At 60.7% G+C, this 17718-nt stretch carries 18 protein-coding genes; 8 read left to right on the top strand and 10 right to left on the bottom strand.

Annotation, left to right across the window (positions count from 1 at the left end; all coding sequences use genetic code 11):
- Positions 1-200: 200 nt before the first annotated feature.
- Together ABK249_RS24660 and ABK249_RS24655 are read left to right on the top strand one after the other, a co-directional pair.
- Positions 201-1718, top strand: coding sequence for a DEAD/DEAH box helicase (locus ABK249_RS24660; protein WP_348864298.1), 1518 nt, complete (start codon positions 201-203; stop codon positions 1716-1718).
- 6 nt (positions 1719-1724) lie between these two features.
- Entirely contained in the window at positions 1725-2144 is a 420-nt protein-coding gene (locus ABK249_RS24655; protein WP_348864297.1) for an NUDIX domain-containing protein, read from the top strand.
- Positions 2145-2329: 185 nt separating this feature from the next.
- Here the strand turns inward: ABK249_RS24655 and ABK249_RS24650 are convergent, their stop codons facing one another.
- The 7 genes from ABK249_RS24650 to ABK249_RS24620 are packed head-to-tail and all read right to left on the bottom strand — an operon-like array spanning position 2330 to position 8246.
- Positions 2330-2656 (bottom strand): TfoX/Sxy family protein, encoded by a 327-nt coding sequence (locus ABK249_RS24650; protein ID WP_037146769.1) that lies wholly within the window; start codon positions 2654-2656, stop codon positions 2330-2332.
- A gap of 3 nt (positions 2657-2659) precedes the next feature.
- Entirely contained in the window at positions 2660-4294 is a 1635-nt protein-coding gene (locus ABK249_RS24645) for a molybdopterin-binding/glycosyltransferase family 2 protein (protein WP_348864296.1), read from the bottom strand.
- Positions 4295-4298: 4 nt separating this feature from the next.
- Positions 4299-4994, bottom strand: coding sequence for an XdhC family protein (locus tag ABK249_RS24640; RefSeq protein WP_348864295.1), 696 nt, complete (start codon positions 4992-4994; stop codon positions 4299-4301).
- Positions 4994-5320, bottom strand: coding sequence for an XdhC family protein (locus ABK249_RS24635; protein ID WP_037146766.1), 327 nt, complete (start codon positions 5318-5320; stop codon positions 4994-4996). Before ABK249_RS24635 ends, ABK249_RS24640 begins: the two co-directional genes overlap by 1 nt.
- Entirely contained in the window at positions 5317-6573 is a 1257-nt protein-coding gene (locus ABK249_RS24630) for a vWA domain-containing protein (protein ID WP_348864294.1), read from the bottom strand. The genes ABK249_RS24635 and ABK249_RS24630 overlap by 4 nt, the downstream gene beginning before the upstream one ends.
- 5 nt (positions 6574-6578) lie before the next feature.
- Entirely contained in the window at positions 6579-7532 is a 954-nt protein-coding gene (locus tag ABK249_RS24625) for an AAA family ATPase (protein WP_052182761.1), read from the bottom strand.
- Between the two features lie 24 nt (positions 7533-7556).
- Positions 7557-8246 (bottom strand): flavin reductase, encoded by a 690-nt coding sequence (locus ABK249_RS24620; protein ID WP_348270556.1) that lies wholly within the window; start codon positions 8244-8246, stop codon positions 7557-7559.
- Here ABK249_RS24620 and ABK249_RS24615 point away from each other — a divergent pair.
- The 4 genes from ABK249_RS24615 (at position 8224) to purB (ending at position 12172) form a co-directional block, all read left to right on the top strand.
- Positions 8224-9297 (top strand): branched-chain amino acid ABC transporter substrate-binding protein, encoded by a 1074-nt coding sequence (locus ABK249_RS24615; RefSeq protein WP_037148416.1) that lies wholly within the window; start codon positions 8224-8226, stop codon positions 9295-9297. The genes ABK249_RS24620 and ABK249_RS24615 overlap by 23 nt on opposite strands.
- A 59-nt stretch (positions 9298-9356) precedes the next feature.
- A complete protein-coding gene (rpe, locus tag ABK249_RS24610) occupies positions 9357-10046 on the top strand; it encodes a ribulose-phosphate 3-epimerase (RefSeq protein WP_037146758.1) in 690 nt (229 codons plus the stop codon).
- Positions 10043-10792, top strand: coding sequence for a DUF2259 domain-containing protein (locus ABK249_RS24605; protein WP_037146756.1), 750 nt, complete (start codon positions 10043-10045; stop codon positions 10790-10792). Before rpe ends, ABK249_RS24605 begins: the two co-directional genes overlap by 4 nt.
- Positions 10793-10867: 75 nt before the next feature.
- Positions 10868-12172 carry an adenylosuccinate lyase gene (purB, locus tag ABK249_RS24600; RefSeq protein ID WP_348864293.1) on the top strand — a complete coding sequence of 435 codons (1305 nt, stop codon included), beginning with the start codon at positions 10868-10870 and terminating at the stop codon, positions 12170-12172.
- Positions 12173-12248: 76 nt separating this feature from the next.
- On the opposite strand, the gene ABK249_RS24595 is transcribed toward purB, so the two are convergent.
- Positions 12249-13097, bottom strand: coding sequence for a DUF2189 domain-containing protein (locus ABK249_RS24595; protein WP_348864292.1), 849 nt, complete (start codon positions 13095-13097; stop codon positions 12249-12251).
- Positions 13098-13355: 258 nt separating this feature from the next.
- Here ABK249_RS24595 and ABK249_RS24590 point away from each other — a divergent pair, with 258 nt between their 5' ends.
- Entirely contained in the window at positions 13356-13910 is a 555-nt protein-coding gene (locus ABK249_RS24590; protein WP_037146752.1) for an RBBP9/YdeN family alpha/beta hydrolase, read from the top strand.
- A gap of 123 nt (positions 13911-14033) precedes the next feature.
- Entirely contained in the window at positions 14034-16592 is a 2559-nt protein-coding gene (locus ABK249_RS24585; RefSeq protein ID WP_348864291.1) for a sensor domain-containing protein, read from the top strand.
- A gap of 111 nt (positions 16593-16703) precedes the next feature.
- On the opposite strand, the gene ABK249_RS24580 is transcribed toward ABK249_RS24585, so the two are convergent.
- On the bottom strand, positions 16704-17018 hold the full coding sequence (locus ABK249_RS24580; protein WP_037146750.1) for a DUF1476 domain-containing protein: 315 nt from the start codon (positions 17016-17018) through the stop codon (positions 16704-16706).
- A gap of 158 nt (positions 17019-17176) precedes the next feature.
- On the bottom strand, positions 17177-17491 hold the full coding sequence (locus tag ABK249_RS24575) for a DUF1476 domain-containing protein (RefSeq protein WP_037146749.1): 315 nt from the start codon (positions 17489-17491) through the stop codon (positions 17177-17179).
- Positions 17492-17718 lie beyond the last annotated feature (227 nt).

The following is a 17718-nucleotide window of genomic DNA, read 5'->3' as shown; positions in this document are numbered from 1 at the left end:
TGACGAAAGACAACCTTCCTGCCGCGCAAACGATAGCCGGCTTGACTATTTAGTATCTTCGTTCATCAATCCGGCAGCCGAATTGCCTGCTTTCCTTGACTTTCGGGCATTTTGGTCCTATGTCGCGGCCAGTCGTCAGCCATTCGCGCGTCGACCTGCACAGTGTTCGCTTAAGAACCGGAACGGAAACAGAACTCCCTTTGACCACATTCGCTGATCTTGGCCTGAGCCAGAAAGTCCTCTCCGCGGTCGCCGACGCGGGCTACACAATCCCCACACCGATCCAGGAAGGGGCAATTCCCCACGCGCTGCAGCGTCGCGATATCTGCGGCATCGCCCAGACTGGAACCGGCAAGACGGCTTCCTTCGTTCTGCCCATGCTGACGCTTCTGGAAAAGGGACGAGCCCGCGCCCGCATGCCGCGCACGCTCATCCTGGAGCCCACCCGCGAACTCGCGGCCCAGGTCGCTGAAAATTTCGACAAATACGGCAAGAACCATAAGTTGAACGTCGCGCTCCTGATCGGCGGCGTCTCCTTCGAAGACCAGGATCGCAAGCTCGAACGCGGTGCCGACGTGCTGATCGCAACGCCGGGCCGCCTGCTCGACCACTGCGAGCGCGGCAAGCTTCTCATGACCGGGGTTGAGATCCTCGTTATCGATGAAGCCGATCGCATGCTCGACATGGGCTTCATCCCGGATATCGAGCGGATCGCGAAGATGATCCCCTTCACCCGGCAAACCCTGTTCTTCTCGGCCACGATGCCGCCGGAAATCCAGAAGCTGGCCGACCGATTCCTGCAAAATCCGGAGCGGATCGAGGTGGCTAAACCCTCGACAACCGCCAAGACCGTAACGCAGCGCCTCGTCGCCTCGCACAACAAGGATTACGAGAAGCGCGCGGTGCTACGGGATCTGATCAAAGAGCAGGACGACCTCAAGAACGCAATCATCTTCTGCAATCGCAAGAAAGATGTCGCGGATCTGTTTCGCTCGCTGGAACGACATGGTTTCTCGGTCGGCGCCCTGCATGGCGACATGGATCAGCGTTCGCGCACCACCATGCTGGCGAATTTCAAGGAGGGCGGCATTCAGCTCCTCGTGGCGTCCGACGTCGCGGCCCGCGGCCTCGATATTCCGGACGTCGGCCACGTCTTCAATTTCGACGTGCCGATCCATGCCGAAGATTATGTCCACCGCATTGGCCGCACCGGCCGTGCCGGGCGTTCGGGCCGTGCCTTCACCATCGTTACCCGCTCCGACACCAAATATCTCGACGCCATCGAAAAGCTTATCAACGAGAAGATCGAATGGCAGAGCGGTGACCTTTCCGCGCTCCCCGCTCCCATGGAGAGCCAAGACGATCAGCGTGGCCGCAAGGGTCGCGATCGTGATAAGGAGCGCGGCCGAGGCAGGCGAAGCGATTCGGGCCGCGGCAGCTCTGTTCATAGGGCTGACACGAAGAACCAAGATAATCAGGGCGAGGCCGAAGAGGCATTCGACAAGTCGGGGGCGGAAAACGTGAAACCGGAGCGCAAGACAGACAGGAAGCCGCAGAACGCGAGCGGCAACCGCAACACGCGGCCGAACCCTGCCAATGACGACAACCGCGAACGTCGTGCCCGCTACCATCGCGATCATGATGATGGCCCGACCCCGGTCGGCTTCGGTGACGATATCCCCGCCTTCATGCTGATCGTTGCCAACGCCAAGGCTTAATTCAACGTGACAAAACCGGGCATCGATTTTCCGGGCGTAGGCGCCGGGCTTGTAATCCTGCGCGACGACGGCAAGGTTCTGCTGTGCCGCCGCATGAAGGCACCGGAAGCCGGTTTCTGGAGCATCGTCGGCGGCAAGGTCGACCTTATGGAGCTGTCTGCAGACGCTGCCCGCCGCGAGGCGGAAGAGGAAAGCGGCCTCAGAATCGGCAAAGTCGAATTTCTCTGCGCCGCCGAGGAGATAACCGAAGCCGACCGGCAGCACTGGATTTCGATGATTTATGTCACGCGCGACTTCATCGGCGAACCGACGCTCATGGAACCGGATAAGCTGTCGGAAATCGGCTGGTTCGATCCGAAAAATCCGCCGCGGCCGCTCTCGGCCTTCTGCGTCAAAGCACTGGCCCAGCTCGCAAATCAGCGATGAGAACAACGCCGCTCCGGCGAACCAGAGCGGCTATCTTGATAAAATCATTTTGTTTCTATTCTCGGACGTGATCCTGGTCGATAGTCTCGGCAGCACGCGTCCCCATTACGAAGCAGATGATAAGCTTCCCTGAGTTTCCCGATCAACCTGCGAAATCTTGCACTGTCGGCGGCGACGCCTCGCATTCAGGCTTTCGCGTTCGCCCGCACGGCCGCCTCAAAGGCGAGCCTGACCCATTTCCGCATCTCGTCAGGATCATCATAGGCCGCGTCCGGAACAGACCAGTAGGGCATGGGCACAGGCGTGCCCTTCTTGTTCTGATAGACCCATTGGCGCGCGCCGGCCGCCTCGAATTCCGGACCGCTCAGTTCATCCGCCTTCAAAAGGACCTCGTCGCGCAGATCGATCGCGACGATCAGGCCCTGGTGATAGACACCCTTGCCGCCGAACATGCGACGGATCGAGACCGGACCCAAGCCTTCGAACATTTCCTCGATGCCGGCATTATCCATCACCTATCCCCTCAATATGCCGCCTGCAGCCGTCACCGCTTCGGGCGTATCGACGTCTAGATGCGCGGCCGGCCCGATATCGACATCGATCACCGACAGGCCGGAATTCTCGATGATGGCGCGGGCGCCGACGTCGCCTTCAAGCCTCAGGACCGCGTCATAGGCAATGCGCGGCAGGATGATCGGATTGCCGCGCTTTCCCTCCGAGACGGAACGCACCACCACACCGCCACCCGCCTCGCGGAAAGCGGAAACAAGCATGTTCACATGCTTCGCCGTCACACCCGGCATATCTCCCAGCATGACGAGGACACCATCTCCCGACGCCAGTTCCGGCGCGGAAAAACCCGCAACCAGCGAACTTGCCATGCCGGAGGCATAGTCCGGATTGAATTGGCTGCGAATATCAAGACCGGAAAGCGCCGCCTCGACCTCCTCCCGCCGATGCCCGGTGACGGCAACGACCGGCGCGGCCTGCGAGGCCAACAGCATTTCGGCCACGCGGCGGACGAGCGGCACACCGTCGAATTCCGCCAGCAGCTTGTGCGGGCCATCCTTGCCCATGCGCCGCGCCTGCCCCGCAGCCAGCAGCAAGGCCCCCACCGAGAGAAGTTTCGCTTTCTCCGTCGTGGCGTCGCGCGGACGCGGCCGGGTCGGAATTTCCATCAGAAGCCCGCCGACCCCCATGCCCGTGATATCGAACGACGTGGGCGTCTCGCCGGCCATCAACCGGTTCAGCACCCAATCGAAACCATTCTCCTTCGGCGAGCGGGCGCAACCCGGTGCGCCGAGCACCGGCACGTGACCGATCCGCCCGAGTACCAGCAGATTGCCGGGATCGACCGGCATGCCCACCTGTTCCACATCGCCGCCCGCAGCTCGGATAGCCGCCGGAATTACATCCTCCTTATCGGCTACCGCGGAAGCGCCGAAGACAATAACCATAGCCGGCTCATTAATTTCCTGCAGCGTAAGCTGTTGAAGAACCTCAGTCAGTCGATCGGCAGAATGCGGAATCCGGATTTCTTTTATTAGCCGGCTACCAGATGATGCAAGTCGATGTTCGAGAAGCCTTGCGGTCCGATCCATGACCGAAGCTTTCAACGATGGAAGTTCGGTCGCCACCAGGGTCACCGCTCGGGGACGGAAGGTTTTTACCTCGAAAGCCACCGATTCTGCCAGAAGCGAAACGGCCTGGGCGATCTTCTCGCCGCTAACCGCCAGAGGAATGATCTTGACGGTGGCCACCATGTCGCCGGCGCGCACCACGACGTGATCGGCAAGACAGGCGAGCGTGATTGCCGGATCGATGCGGTTCAGTGCATCCACCACCGCCTTGTCGGCGACGAAGAGGCCATCGACCTTGGCGTAAACATTCACCCGCCCCGTCGTCGCTTCGGAAAACCGCAAGTTGTCGGGCGCGATCGTGCGGGCGATCACCGCAGCTGCCTCATCCTCCAGCATATCACCGGGATCAAGCCGGACAGCGACAACGGATGTCATCCCTTCTTCAGAAAGACGGGCAATGTCCTCCTGCGAAAGCACCTGCCCTTTCGATATCCGGCCTGAGGGCAAGCGGATGCTGTGCGCCAGCACCGTGCCCCCTGCTTCCTCAAGCTGAAAGGTTCCGTATTTCATCGCATCACCCCGCAGCGACAAGCTCGCGGCGACGGAAGGCCTGGACGATCTGGGCAAGCGTCGCAAGCGCAATTTCAGCCGGGCTTGCGGCGCCGATGTCGAGGCCGATGGGTGCCGCAATCCGGCCGATCTCGTTATCGGTGCGGCCCATTTCCTTCAGCCTCTCGACACGCTTCGCATGGGTCTTGCGGCTGCCGAGCGCGCCGACATAGAAACAGCCGGCCTTGAGCGCCTCCGACAGCGGGAAATCATCTATTTTCGGATCGTGGGTCAGTGCTGCCAGCGCCGTATAGGCGTCCAGCGGCCGATCTTTCAGCACATCCTCCGGCCAATCGGCGATCAGCTCGACGCCCTCAAAACGCTCCTCCGTCGCAAAGGCGGTGCGCGGATCGATGATCGTCATGTCATAGCCTGCGACCGGTGCCAGCCGCGCCAGCGCCTGGCTGATATGCACCGCACCGATCACCACGATGCGCGGCGGCGGCAGATGCACGTTGAGAAAGAGAGAGCGGCCTTCGACGTCCACTGTGGCCGCCTTGCCGCTGCGGAAAGCCTTGGCGATTTCCTCGCCGAGCGGGCCGGACACGTCCTCGCCTTCAAGAATCACCTGGACCTTGCCATCGGAAATGTCGGTGACCGCAATCGCGGCCTGGCGGGCACGCCGGGCCGCATTCAGTTTCTTCAGTGTTTCGAACCGCATCAGGCGAGCCTTTCCACATAGACCCGGATCTTGCCGCCGCAGGACAAGCCGACGCGCCAGGCGGTCTCGTCCGCCACGCCGAATTCCAGCATCTTCGGCGTGCCGGTCGAAATCACGTCGAGCGCCTCGGTGATGACCGCGCCTTCGACGCAACCTCCGGAGACGGAACCTTCGAAATTGCCCTCGCCATCGATGACGAGATGGCTGCCAGCCGGGCGTGGCGCCGAGCCCCAGGTGTCGATCACCGTGGCGATTGCAACATCGCGGCCAGCCTCTTTCCAGCTCTCGGCCGTGGCCAGCGGGTCCAATATTTCGGAAACAGTCATGCGACCCTCCTCATATCCAGATAGCGCCGCGGGTCCGCGGCCTTTGTATGATCATCCGACAACGCAATCGCGAGATCGGCAAGCGACTGCAGATTGTGGACGGCGCGAAATTCGTCCACGTGCGGCAGCATGGCGCGCACGCCGCGCGCTCTCGCCTCGAAGCCGTCGAACCTGAGCAGCGGATTCAGCCAGATCAGCCGCCGGCAGGAACGGTGCAGCCGGTCCATTTCCTTTTCGAGTTCCTCGACACCGTCGCGTTCCAGCCCGTCGGTGATGAGAAGCACCACGGCCCCCTGCCCCAGCACGCGCCGCGACCAGAGCCGGTTGAACTCGGCAAGCGTCGCGCCGATCCGCGTGCCGCCCGACCAGTCGCGCACGGCCTCCGTACAGCCCGACAGCGCCTCATCCGGATCGCGACGACGCATCTGGCGCGTCACGTTGGTCAGCCGCGTGCCGAACAGAAAGGTATGCACCCGCATTCGCTTCTCCGTCAGCGCATGCAGGAAATGGAGAAAAATGCGCGTGTACTGGCTCATCGAGCCGGAAATATCGGCGAGCACGACGAGCGGCGGCGGCGCCTTGCGGCGTTGCCGGAAGCGCGGAAGAATGAGATCGCCGCCGCTCCGCATCGCCTGGCGCATGGTGGCGCGCGGATCGATCCGCTGCGGACGATTCGAGGGCCGGAAACGGCGCGTCATCACCTGGTCGAGCGGCAAAGCGAGCTTTTGGAGCTCACGCCTTGCCTGCGCCAATTCGGCGGCGGTCATCTGGGCGAAATCCATCCGCTTCAGCACTTCGCTGGCGGACGTTGTGAAGCGGGAATCCACCTCGACTTCCGGCGGTTTTCTGCTCGGGTTTTCCGGCTGGTCGGCGGTCAACGCGTCGCTGACGCGGGCAGCACCGGCTTTCTGCTTTTCCGGCTCGCGGTTATCGGCCGCCCGGGGCGACATCATCGCGATCATCTTGCCAACGAGATCGCGCGAGCGCCAGAAGAGCCGGAATGCCTCGTCGAAAACCGGTTGGTCCTCGTGGCGCTTGACGAAAACAGCCGAAAGCGCTGCGTGAAATTCCTCGCGCGAACCGATGCCGATCGCATCGATGGCAGCGATCGCGTCGACGGCAGCGGCCGGGCCGGTCTTCAATCCGGCACGGCGGAGCACGCGGGAAAAATAAACGAGATTGTCCGCAAGCCGCCCGTCGCCGGCCGGGACCGGCGGCATGATCGCTGCGTCTCCATCCAATCCCGCCGCCATTTTCCCTATCCCGCCGCCAGAAGTTCCGCCTTGACCTCATTGAGCACCCGCTCGCCCTCACCTCCCCTGATGCGGGCGATGTCGTCCTGGTATTTCAGGAGCGTGCCGAGCGTGTCGGCAATCGTTTCCGGATCGAGCGCGATGCGGTCTAGTTCGGTCAGCGCCGTCGCCCAGTCGATGGTCTCGGCCACGCCCGGATTCTTGAAGAGATCGAGCGTCCTGAGCTTCTGTACATACGCGACGACCTGTCGCGACAGCGTCTCGGCGCATTGCGGCACCTTGCGGCGGATGATTTCCAGCTCCTGCACCGCATCGGGATAATCAACCCAGTGGTAGAGGCAGCGGCGCTTCAACGCGTCGTGGATTTCGCGGGTGCGGTTGGTGGTGATGATGACGATCGGCGGCTCGGCGGCCTTGATCGTGCCGAGTTCCGGGATCGTCACCTGGAAATCCGAGAGCACTTCCAACAGGAAAGCTTCGAAAGCCTCGTCGGTGCGGTCGAGTTCGTCGATCAGGAAAACCGGCGCCGGTCCGCCCGCCTGCCCCAGCGCCTGCAGTACCGGACGGCGGATCAGATGGCGCTCGGAAAACAGATCGGCCTCCAGCCGCTCGCGATCCTCGATACCCGTCGCTTCCGCAAGCCGGATGTCCAGCATCTGTGCCGGATAATTCCATTCGTAGACGGCAGACGAAATGTCGAGGCCCTCGTAACACTGGAGGCGGATCAGCGGCCGCCCCAGCGCTCTGGCGAGCGTCTTGGCGATCTCCGTCTTGCCGACGCCTGCCTCGCCTTCGAGAAAAAGCGGCCGTTTCATCTTCAGCGCCAGGAAGATCACTGTCGCGAGCGATCGGCCGGCAAGATAATCCTCTTTGCTCAAGAGCGAGATCGTCTCGTCGATCGACCGAGGGATCGATTGGGGAATAGAGGTGGGCAAAGTGCCCGTTTTCCCATCCGGCATATTCATACCCTTTCAAACGGCGTTCTAGAGCGTGCGAAAACCCCGGTCCAGATAGATGAGCGACGGTGCCTCCGGGCCGAAATGGATGGCTTTCACCTCGCCGAACATAACAAAATGCGTCGAGACATGCTTGATGTCGGTCAGCCGGCAATCGAAGCTCACCACGGCGTCGGCGAGCACCGGCGCACCCGTCGCAAGCGTTGTCCAGGTTCCCAGTGCGAAACGTTCTCCCGCCGGCACGCCGCTCAAACCAGCAAAGGCTGTCGCGAGTGCTTGATGACTGGCGGCCAGCGAATTCAATGCGAATATGCCGCTCCTTTCGAAGATCGCGTTATTGGCATTGCTGTGATTGAGGCATACCAGCACGGTCGGCGGATTATCCGAGGCGGAGCACGCTGCGGTCACCGTCACGCCGCGCCGAACCCCTTCGAATTCCGTCGTCACCACCTGAACATGGCCGGCATAACGCGCCATACCGTTGCGATAGATAGCGGGATCGGGAAAAGTCTGGTCCGACAAAGGCATCTCATAAAAGCACCGAGGACAATCGCAGCCCCCTTTTTCGAGATATGGTAGCAAAGATGCTTGATGTCCACGTCCATTGCGGCTTTTTACCATCGCCGGCCGATTCTCTTTGACGGCGGCGACGAGAAGGCTAAATGTGGCCTGAGGTTGAATGCCAGAGCAAAGCATGACAGCACGACGTTTCATCATCGCCGGCCTGCTGGCTTCGCTTGTCGGATGCGGATCGGCATCGGCTGCGGTGATCGGCGTCGTGGCGCCGCGCTCCGGCCCGTATGCCTCTCTCGGCGCCCAGATCGTTCAGGGCGCACGTGCTGCAGCCGAGGCGGCAGGCGATACGGTTGTCGAGGTGGATGAAAGCTGTGATGAAAGCAGTGGTGCTGCCGTCGCCAGGAGCCTTGTGGACGCCAGGGCCGCTGCGGCGATCGGTTTCCTCTGCGTCGAAACCCTTACCACCGCGCTGCCGCAATTGAAGGCGGAGCAGATCCCGGCCATCAGTATTTCCGTCCGCTCGAAAATCCTCATGGAGGACGCCTCGCGCAACGGCTGGCCCTTCTTCCGCATGGCGCCGGTCGAAGGCGACGAGGCGGAAAAGCTTGCCGAAATCATTCTCGACCTCTGGAAGGCCGAGCCGATCGCGCTCGTCGACGACGGCACGATCTACGGCCGCGAGTTGGCCAGCGCCATTCGCCAACAACTGGAGCCGATGGGAATCACGCCGGTCTTTACCGACACCTTCCGCCCCGGCCAGGAGCAACAGGTGGCGCTGGTACGCCGCCTCGCCAAGGCGGGCGCCACGCATGTCTTCGTCGGTGGCGACCGCAACGACATGGCGATCATCGCCCGCGATGCGGTATCGGAGGGCATCCCGTTGACATTGATCGGCGGCGACACGCTTCGTGCCGCCAACCGGCCTGTGCCGTTGCGTGACGGCGTGCTCGCGGTAGCGCTTCCCGATTATGCGACCCTGCCCTCGGCTGCTGCTGCGATCACGGCGCTGCAGACAAGGAATATCGATCCCGATGGCTATGTGCTGCCGGCCTATGCCGCGGTAGAAGTCGTGCATCAGGCAATATCGAGGGCTGGCAACAGGCCAGCGACCGCGGCAATCGCCAGCGGCTCCTTCAATACGGCCATAGGCCCGATCGCCTTCGGTGTCGACCAGGAACTGAAGGAGAATCCATTCCGCCTGCTCGAATGGCGCGGATCGGCCTTCGCCCTCTCGCATCCGGCAACCGAGTGACGATTGTTCATGAAGCCTGCCGGTGCTAAGTGGCGGGGAAAACCGGAGCTCTTTCGACCATGACCCCAGCCACGCCCTTGGCGATCCGAATCGCACCTTCCATCCTCGCCGCCGATTTTTCCAAACTCGGACAGGAGGTGCGCGACGTCATCGAAGCCGGCGCCGATTGGGTGCATCTCGACGTGATGGACGGTCATTTCGTGCCGAACATCTCCTTTGGTCCCGATGTCATCAAGTCGCTCCGGTCCTATACCAAGGCCTTCTTCGACTGCCACCTGATGATTTCGCCGGCCGATCCCTATCTCGAAGCCTTCGCGAAGGCAGGCTGCGACGGGATTACGGTGCATGCGGAAGCAGGCCCGCACCTGCATCGGTCGCTGCAGACGATCCGCGCGCTCGGCAAGAAGGTGGGCGTCACACTCAACCCGGCAACACCGCTTTCCGTTCTCGAAAACGTGTTGGATGACATCGACCTGATCCTGATCATGAGCGTCAATCCGGGCTTCGGCGGCCAGAAGTTCATTCCCGCGATGGTGGAGAAGATCCGCACTGCGAAGGCAATGATCGGCAGCCGGCCGATCGAGCTCGAAGTCGACGGCGGCATCACCGCAGAAACGATCGCAGCAGCAACCGCTGCCGGCGCGAATGTCTTCGTCGCGGGTTCTGCGGTTTACAAAGGCGAGGGAATCGCGGCCTATCGGGAAAATATCGCGCGGCTGAAAGCTGCGGCGGAGGATGGACGCAGATGACATTGCGCTTGCGATCTTCGGTTCCTGCCTGTGCGGCGATGTTCTTCGCCGGTTCCACATCCGCAGCCGATATCGCCAGCATCCACCCCATCGGCTTTTCCACCGACGGCCAGATCTTCGCCTATGAGGAATACGGCATTCAGGATGGCTCCGGTTTTCCCTATGCCAATATCCATGTGCTCGATCTCACCAAGGACACCTATCTGCCGGGAACGCCCTTCCGGGTGCGCCTTGAAGAGGACGACGCGACGATAGCCAAAGCCCGCTGGAAGGTTCAAAACGATGCGGAAGTGGTGATTGAGGCTCATGAACTCGCCAATCATCCAGGCGAACTCGTCGCGTTCAATCCGATCACCGAAGTCGACAACGATCCTCACCGGCTGCGCTACCGCAGCGTGGCCGTCGTGCCTTCCGTCGGTGAACCCAACACGCTCGTACTTGAGGAAATCCCGCAACCGCATGATCCGCGCTGCGAAGGCCTGGTCGAAAGAAACGTTTCGCTCCGCCTGCATTTTAGCGAACGGGATGGAAAGCCGGTAGATGACATGGTTCACGAGGACCAGCGCATCCCCTCCTCGCGCGGCTGCGTTAGCGGCTATCGCTTGGGCGGTATCGTCACCGGCGTCGTTCCCGGTGGAGCCCGGATCGAGGTCGCCCTCATCATGGTTTTCAGCGCCGGTTTCGAGGGGCAGGACGGCCGCTGGATTGCCATTCCGATCAAAACAGCAAGTCCTGACCTGCGTTGAGACGCCTGCAAACTTGAGCTTGCTCGCACTTCTTGCTACAGCGGCGCCGAACACCATTGAGAAAGCCGAAAGCCCATGATCCCCCGCTATTCGCGGCCCGAAATGGTCGCCATCTGGTCGCCCGAAACGAAATTCCGCATCTGGTTCGAGATCGAAGCGCATGCCTGCGATGCACTGGCTGCGATTGGCGTGATCCCGAAATCGGCCGCCGAGACCATCTGGGAAAAAGGCGGCAAGGCTCAGTTCGACGTTGCCCGCATCGATGAGATCGAGGCCGTCACCAAGCATGACGTCATCGCCTTCCTGACCCATCTTGCCGAATTCGTCGGTCCCGACAGCCGTTTCATCCACCAGGGCATGACCTCGTCCGACGTGCTCGATACCTGTTTCAACGTGCAGCTCGTGCGGGCGACGGACATTCTGCTTGCCGATATCGACAGGCTTCTCGAAGCGCTGAAGCGTCGCGCCTTCGAGCACAAGGACACGGTCACGATCGGCCGCAGCCACGGTATCCATGCGGAGCCGACGACCTTCGGCGTGAAGCTCGCCCAGGCCTATGCGGAATTCGACCGCAACAAGACCCGCCTCATGGAGGCCCGCGACGAGATTGCGACCTGTGCTATTTCCGGCGCCGTCGGCACCTTCGCCAATATCGATCCACGCGTCGAGGAGCATGTCGCGGCCGCCATGGGTCTGAAACCGGAGCCGGTCTCGACGCAGGTCATCCCGCGCGACCGGCACGCCATGTTCTTCGCCACCCTTGGTGTCATCGCCTCGTCGATCGAGCGACTGGCTGTCGAAATCCGCCACCTGCAGCGCACCGAGGTGCTGGAGGCAGAGGAATATTTCTCACCGGGCCAGAAGGGTTCCTCGGCCATGCCGCACAAGCGCAATCCGGTGCTCTCCGAAAACCTGACGGGGCTTGCCCGCATGGTCCGCTCCTATGCCATCCCGGCCATGGAGAATGTTGCGCTGTGGCACGAGCGGGATATTTCCCATTCCTCCGTCGAACGCATGATCGGCCCGGACGCTACGATCACGCTCGATTTCGCGCTCGCGAGATTGACCGGCCTGATCGATAAGCTGCTCGTCTATCCGGAAAACATGATGAAGAATATGAACAAGTTCCGCGGGCTTGTTCATTCGCAGCGCGTGCTGCTTGCGCTGACGCAAGCCGGGGTTTCCCGCGAAGACGCCTACCGGCTCGTGCAACGCAACGCCATGAAGGTCTGGGAAGAGGGCAAGGATTTCCTGGAGGAACTTCTCGCCGATCCGGAAGTCCGTGCGGCACTCTCAGAAGAGGATATCCGCGAAAAGTTCGACCTCGGCTACCATACCAAGCATGTCGACACGATCTTCAAGCGCGTCTTCGGGGAATGACGGAAGCTGTTTAACGATGGAGACGCCGCCGGCTGTTCCGGCGGCGTTTTTGTATGGCTTGCCTGGAAGCTACGGATCAGGCTTGACCGTTGGTAAGATCATCAATCCTGCGGGGTGACCGGATGGAGATATCAGGAGCCACAAGCTTGCGATAGAGGTGCCAGGTCGCGTGGCCGAGGATTGGCATGATGACAGCAAGGCCGGCGAAGATCGGTATGGTTCCGATGACCAGCAGAGCTGCGACGATCAGCCCCCAGAGCGCCACGGGCACCGGATTGGCCAGCGTGGCCCGGACACTCGTGTCGATGGCTGCTACCGCTCCGACGTCCCGGTCCAGCAGTAGCGGAAATGCCACCACCGTCGTCGCCAGCACGACCACCGCAAAGAGGAAGCCGGCGAGATTGCCCCACAGGATCAGCGCCATGCCCTGCGGCGTCGTCAGGACCTCGTTGAGGAAGGACGAGATGGCGGTTGGAGCCACGTCGCCGAAATAGGCGGTGTAGATCGCCTGCGCCACCAGCAACCAGGATATAAACAGCACGAATAGCAGGAAGCCGACGGCGATGATCGACGGCAACGCCGGCGATTTGAGCACACTGAAGGCATGTCGCCATGAGCTGTCCTCGCCGCGCTCGCGGCGGCGGCTGATTTCATAAAGCCCGATTGCCGCAAGAGGCCCCAGCAGGGCGAACCCGGACATCAGCGGGAAGAGCAGCGGCAGCAGGTTGGCGCCGGAGCTCCAGACCATCAGGAACACACCCGCGAGCGGATAGATCAGACACAAGAACACGTAATGTGAAGGCTTCTCGCGGAAGTCGTTCCAGCCCAGGCTCAGGGCGTCCATAATGTCGGCTACACCGATCTTGCGAACGACCGGACGGACAAAACTGCTGTCTGCACCGGCCATGACATGAAATGTCGTCATAAGGATTCTCCTCCTAGACCCGTCACGGTTCCGCGTTCCCCCATACGCAAAGAACAACGTGGTGGCAGTTCCGATATGGATTCCGCCAAACTGAGCGGAATCGACGATGCATCGATCCACCCGACCACCGTAAGACGTTCGACTAAGAAGAGGCCGACACGCTTCCTCGGCAACCGGCAAAGGAAGTCTAGCAAATTTTGCAGCTTCTGTCGCCTCTTGCCTTGACTTCGAACGCGTTGCTCCTCAAATCGCGCCATCATGAAAGCATCCGAAGCCGATATCCTGATCATCCCCGGCTATACCAATTCCGGACCCAACCACTGGCAGACGCGCTGGCAATCAAAGCTCTCCACCGCCCGCCGTGTGGAGCAGGCGGAATGGTCAAAGCCCGTCCGGGACGATTGGGTCGCTCGCGTCGCCGAAGAGGTCAATGCCTCGATTCGTCCGGTCGTGCTGGTCGCCCATTCCCTCGGCATACCGTCCGCGATCCATGCTATTCCGCTGTTCAATAAGCGCGTCGCCGGCGCCTTCTTTGTGGCGCCGCCCGAGGTGGACAATCCGGAGATCCGGCCCAGGCACCTGATGACCTTCGGCCCTTATCCGCGCGATCCCCTGCCCTTTCCCTCACTGACGGTCGCCAGTCGCAACGACCCGTTCGGCTCGTTCGAACATGCCGACGACATCGCCTCGGCCTGGGGCTCACTCTTCATCGATGCTGGAGAAGCGGGCCATATCAATGCTGAATCCGGCCATGGCCCCTGGCCGGAGGGCACCATGGTCTTTGCACAGTTCCTCAGCCGTCTGAAACCATGACGAGACGATATCTCGTCATGCCCTTGTTGAATTCAGAGGCGGCAATTCGAACGACAATCTTAAGCTGAACTTAATCGGCATTTGCTAAAGTTTTCGCTCATTCGTAGTGAGCCAGGCCCGCCGATGCCGTCAAACGTTCTCTCACGCCGTTTAAACTCCAGTTCAGGAGACGACACCGGCGTTGTAGCGTTGGCCTTGGAAGCTCTTCCTTTCCCGATCGCAGTCATCGATCACGCCGGCGCGCTTTTGGCGGCAAACGCACCATTTCGACGCGATTGGATCGGAAGCGCGGCCGCGACGACCAGCTTTTCGAACCTGTTTGATCCTGAAGGACGCGCGGAGATCGACGAGAAGCTCCTGCAATTGCGCAACGGCTCCTCCTCCGAACTTCTGGAATTGCGGGTCGCCCGGGCGGAGGGGCCTACGCGATGGGCGCTGGTCCATTTGGCTCCGCTTGCACGAAATCCGAAAAACCAGCCACTGCTCTTCGTGCATATCACCGACGTCACCGAGCGAAGACAGCATGTCGAAGAGCTTGCGGAGCGCGAAACCCGCTGGAACAACGCCCTTGTCAGTTCCGTCTCAGGGGTATGGGACCATAACTATGCAACCGGCCAGAAATACTATTCCCCGGTGTGGCGTCAGATTCGCGGAATGTCACCTGAGGATCCGCTTGCCGCCTCCACGCAGGCATGGCTGGAACTCGTGCATCCCGAAGACCGGGAGCGGGTCGCCCACGCAATAGAGCGGCAGAACGCGGGCGACCCGGCCTATGCAGTGTTCGAATATCGCGAGCGCCACAAGCAAGGCCATTGGATCTGGATCGAATGTCGCGGCGCTTGCGTCGAATGGGATGCGAGCGGCAAGGCCACGCGTGTGGTGGGCACGGATACGGATATCACCGCGCGCAAGGCGGCCGAAGAGGCGATGGCAAAGATGTCCCGCCGGCTCGACATGGCCCTCGAAATTTCCGGCATCGGCGTCTACGAATGCGACTTCGACACCGGCGAGGTGGACTGGGATGAGCAGATGTTCCGGATTTATGGCCTGGAAAAAAGCGAAGAGGTCGTCATCGGTGGCCTATGGGAAAGCTTTCTGCATCCGGAGGACGCGGAGCGCGTGCAAGCCAACGTCGAGAAGCATATCCGGGATCAGAAGCGTTTCTCCGATGAATACCGGATCATCCTGCGCGACGGTTCTGAGCGCACCATCCGCACCCAGACCATGTCCTTTACCGACGGCACCGGCCATCAGAAGATGGTCGGCGCCAATTGGGACGTTACCGCTGACGTGATACTCCGTCGCGAGCTCGAACGGGCCAAGACCCTTGCCGAGGCACGCAACCGGGAGCTTGAAGCCGCGCGCAGCCGCATTGAGCACAACGCGATGCACGACTACCTGACCGATCTGCCGAACAGGCGTTACCTGGACGAGATGCTGGAGCGTGTGGCAGCGGAATGCACCCGTCACGGACAGGGCATTGCCATCCTTCATATCGATCTCGATCGTTTCAAGCAGATCAACGACACACTCGGCCACAGCGCCGGCGACATGATGCTGAAGCATGCGGCGAAGGTCTTGAAAGAGACGATCCGGAAAGGCGATTTCGTGGCCCGCATCGGCGGCGACGAATTCGTCATCCTTTCGAAATTCCAGGGATCGCCGCGAAGGCTCTCAAATCTTGCCGAACGGATCATCAAGGAATTGCGCAAGCCGGTTTCGTATGAGGGTCATGATTGCCGTTTCGGCGCCAGCATCGGCATCGCTTGTGAGATGGGGGCAAATGTCGATGCCCGCCAGCTCCTGCTGAATGCCGATATTGCGCTCTACCGAGCCAAGAAGCGCGGCCGCAACCGGCACGAATTCTTTTCGGCGGATACGCAGAACGAGATCATCAGCACCAAACGGATGTCGGACGAGATCCTGCTCGGTCTCGAACGCGATGAATTCGTCCCTTTCTACCAGCTCCAGTTCGACGCCGCGACGCTGGCAATTGCCGGGGTCGAGACGCTTGCCCGCTGGATGCATCCGGAGCACGGTATGCTGCCGCCGGACCAGTTCCTGGAGACCGCCGAAGAACTGGATGCGGTCTCGTTGATCGACGGAATGATCCTTCAAAAAGCGCTGGCGGATTTCCGCGAGTGGAGACAGCAGGGCCTTGAGATTCCGAAGCTCTCGGTCAATGTCTCCTATCGCCGCCTTCACGATGCAGCACTGTCGCGCAAGCTCGAGGCACTGAAGATCGAACCGGGTATGGTATCGTTCGAGCTCCTGGAGTCGATCTTCCTCGATGATTGTGACGACGGCGTGCTGAAGAACCTGGCGCGGCTTAGAAAGCTCGGCATCGATATAGAGATCGACGATTTCGGCACCGGTCACGCCTCCATCATAAGCCTGCTCAGGCTAAACCCACGAGCCCTCAAGATAGACCGGGAGCTGGTGCGGCTCGTTTCGCAATCCCAGGAACAGCGAAAGCTGATAGGTTCGATCGTCGAGATCGGCAAATCCTTGAATATCCGGGTCATCGCCGAAGGCGTCGAAACCTTTGAACAGATCCGCATCCTGCGCGATCTCGGCTGCGACGTGCTGCAGGGTTATGCGCTTGCAAGGCCGATGCCCCGCTCCGGAATTCCCGGCTTCATCCGTTCGGGTCGCGGACGTCTCGGCGAGGTCTCCGCTTAACGAGACCGCCGCAAAGCTCCGCCCACCTGCTGCTTCCTCGATCTTTCCCGCATAAGGAAAGCCGAGCCCGGCCGGGCTCGGCTTTCTTTCGTATCAAAGAACACGGAACGCTTACTGGTTTTCGATCTGATTGACCGCCTCGGCGAGCAGTTCGATCATTTTTGTACGAATGTCCTGGTCGGAGATGGCAACGCCGGCCGCATCAAGATCGCCGCGCAGCTTGCGGAAGACATCCTCATCGCCGGCTTCCTCGAAATCGGCGATGACGACCTCTTTCGCATAGGTTTCCGGATCCGTCTTGCCGAGCAGGCCGGCAGCCCAAAGGCCAACGAGCTTGTTGCGGCGGGCAAGCGCCTTGAACTTCAATTCCTGGTCCAGGGCGAACTTGTTTTCGAAAGCTCTTTCGCGATCGCTGATGCCGCTCATCTCGGGTCTCCCAAAAGTGGACTTTGTGACTGGACCCCTTAATCAAAAGACGCGCGAAGTGCAATCGGCGGCGCTTCGATTCCAGCACAAACGAATTGACGGATGCAAACTATTCAAGGAATGGCGCCAATGTTCCTCCAGCCTTGCTGGCGTCAGCCTCAAGCGGTCTGCATCTCCTTGACGACTTCAATGAGAAGATCGTGCATCTTCGCCTGCAACTGCTCGTCGGTTACAGCGATGCCGGCTGCGTCGAAATCATGACGCAATTTGGTGGCTATGTCGTGCAAAGTCTTGTCGTCGAGGGTGAAGGATACTAGATCCTGAACATAACCGTCGGCATCGGCCACGCCGAGCAGTGATGCGGCCCAAAGGCCCATCAGCTTGTTACGACGGGCTTCCGCACGAAACTGGAAGGACTGATCGTAGGCGAATTTATCTTCAAGGGCTCTGCCCCGTTCGCGAAGAGCATACATTATGAAATCCCTGCTTTTTACTGGTTATGACTGTCCTTTTCTTGAGGACGCGGTCATTGCTACAGAAAAAGCTTCAAAAATCCGTGTAAGCTGACGATGAATGATTCTTCATTGCTTTTCGTCAAGTCCCCCTCTGCCCACAAGCTTTTGGAGGCCTGCATTGTGAAACCCGTTCTTTTCCGATAAGGGACCGCTCAAACATCATCCATTGCGCCCGCGAGGGGCGC

This window comes from Neorhizobium phenanthreniclasticum, from assembly GCF_040066075.1.
Classification (GTDB): Bacteria; Pseudomonadota; Alphaproteobacteria; order Rhizobiales; family Rhizobiaceae; genus Neorhizobium; species Neorhizobium petrolearium.
Note: the sequence above shows the minus strand (reverse complement) of the source record. Positions and strands in the feature narration are given on the sequence as shown.

What these genes read in the sequence shown, in the direction of transcription:
- ABK249_RS24650 (WP_037146769.1), bottom strand. Translation starts at nt 2,656, where the DNA reads ATGGATAATGCCGGCATCGAGGAAATGTTCGAAGGCTTGGGTCCGGTC.
- ABK249_RS24645 (WP_348864296.1), bottom strand. Translation starts at nt 4,294, where the DNA reads ATGAAATACGGAACCTTTCAGCTTGAGGAAGCAGGGGGCACGGTGCTG.
- ABK249_RS24640 (WP_348864295.1), bottom strand. Translation starts at nt 4,994, where the DNA reads ATGCGGTTCGAAACACTGAAGAAACTGAATGCGGCCCGGCGTGCCCGC.
- ABK249_RS24635 (WP_037146766.1), bottom strand. Translation starts at nt 5,320, where the DNA reads ATGACTGTTTCCGAAATATTGGACCCGCTGGCCACGGCCGAGAGCTGG.
- ABK249_RS24630 (WP_348864294.1), bottom strand. Translation starts at nt 6,573, where the DNA reads ATGGCGGCGGGATTGGATGGAGACGCAGCGATCATGCCGCCGGTCCCG.
- ABK249_RS24625 (WP_052182761.1), bottom strand. Translation starts at nt 7,532, where the DNA reads ATGCCGGATGGGAAAACGGGCACTTTGCCCACCTCTATTCCCCAATCG.
- ABK249_RS24615 (WP_037148416.1), top strand. Translation starts at nt 8,224, where the DNA reads ATGACAGCACGACGTTTCATCATCGCCGGCCTGCTGGCTTCGCTTGTC.
- ABK249_RS24620 (WP_348270556.1), bottom strand. Translation starts at nt 8,246, where the DNA reads ATGATGAAACGTCGTGCTGTCATGCTTTGCTCTGGCATTCAACCTCAG.
- rpe (WP_037146758.1), top strand. Translation starts at nt 9,357, where the DNA reads ATGACCCCAGCCACGCCCTTGGCGATCCGAATCGCACCTTCCATCCTC.
- ABK249_RS24605 (WP_037146756.1), top strand. Translation starts at nt 10,043, where the DNA reads ATGACATTGCGCTTGCGATCTTCGGTTCCTGCCTGTGCGGCGATGTTC.
- purB (WP_348864293.1), top strand. Translation starts at nt 10,868, where the DNA reads ATGATCCCCCGCTATTCGCGGCCCGAAATGGTCGCCATCTGGTCGCCC.
- ABK249_RS24595 (WP_348864292.1), bottom strand. Translation starts at nt 13,097, where the DNA reads ATGACGACATTTCATGTCATGGCCGGTGCAGACAGCAGTTTTGTCCGT.
- ABK249_RS24590 (WP_037146752.1), top strand. Translation starts at nt 13,356, where the DNA reads ATGAAAGCATCCGAAGCCGATATCCTGATCATCCCCGGCTATACCAAT.
- ABK249_RS24585 (WP_348864291.1), top strand. Translation starts at nt 14,034, where the DNA reads ATGCCGTCAAACGTTCTCTCACGCCGTTTAAACTCCAGTTCAGGAGAC.
- ABK249_RS24580 (WP_037146750.1), bottom strand. Translation starts at nt 17,018, where the DNA reads ATGAGCGGCATCAGCGATCGCGAAAGAGCTTTCGAAAACAAGTTCGCC.
- ABK249_RS24575 (WP_037146749.1), bottom strand. Translation starts at nt 17,491, where the DNA reads ATGTATGCTCTTCGCGAACGGGGCAGAGCCCTTGAAGATAAATTCGCC.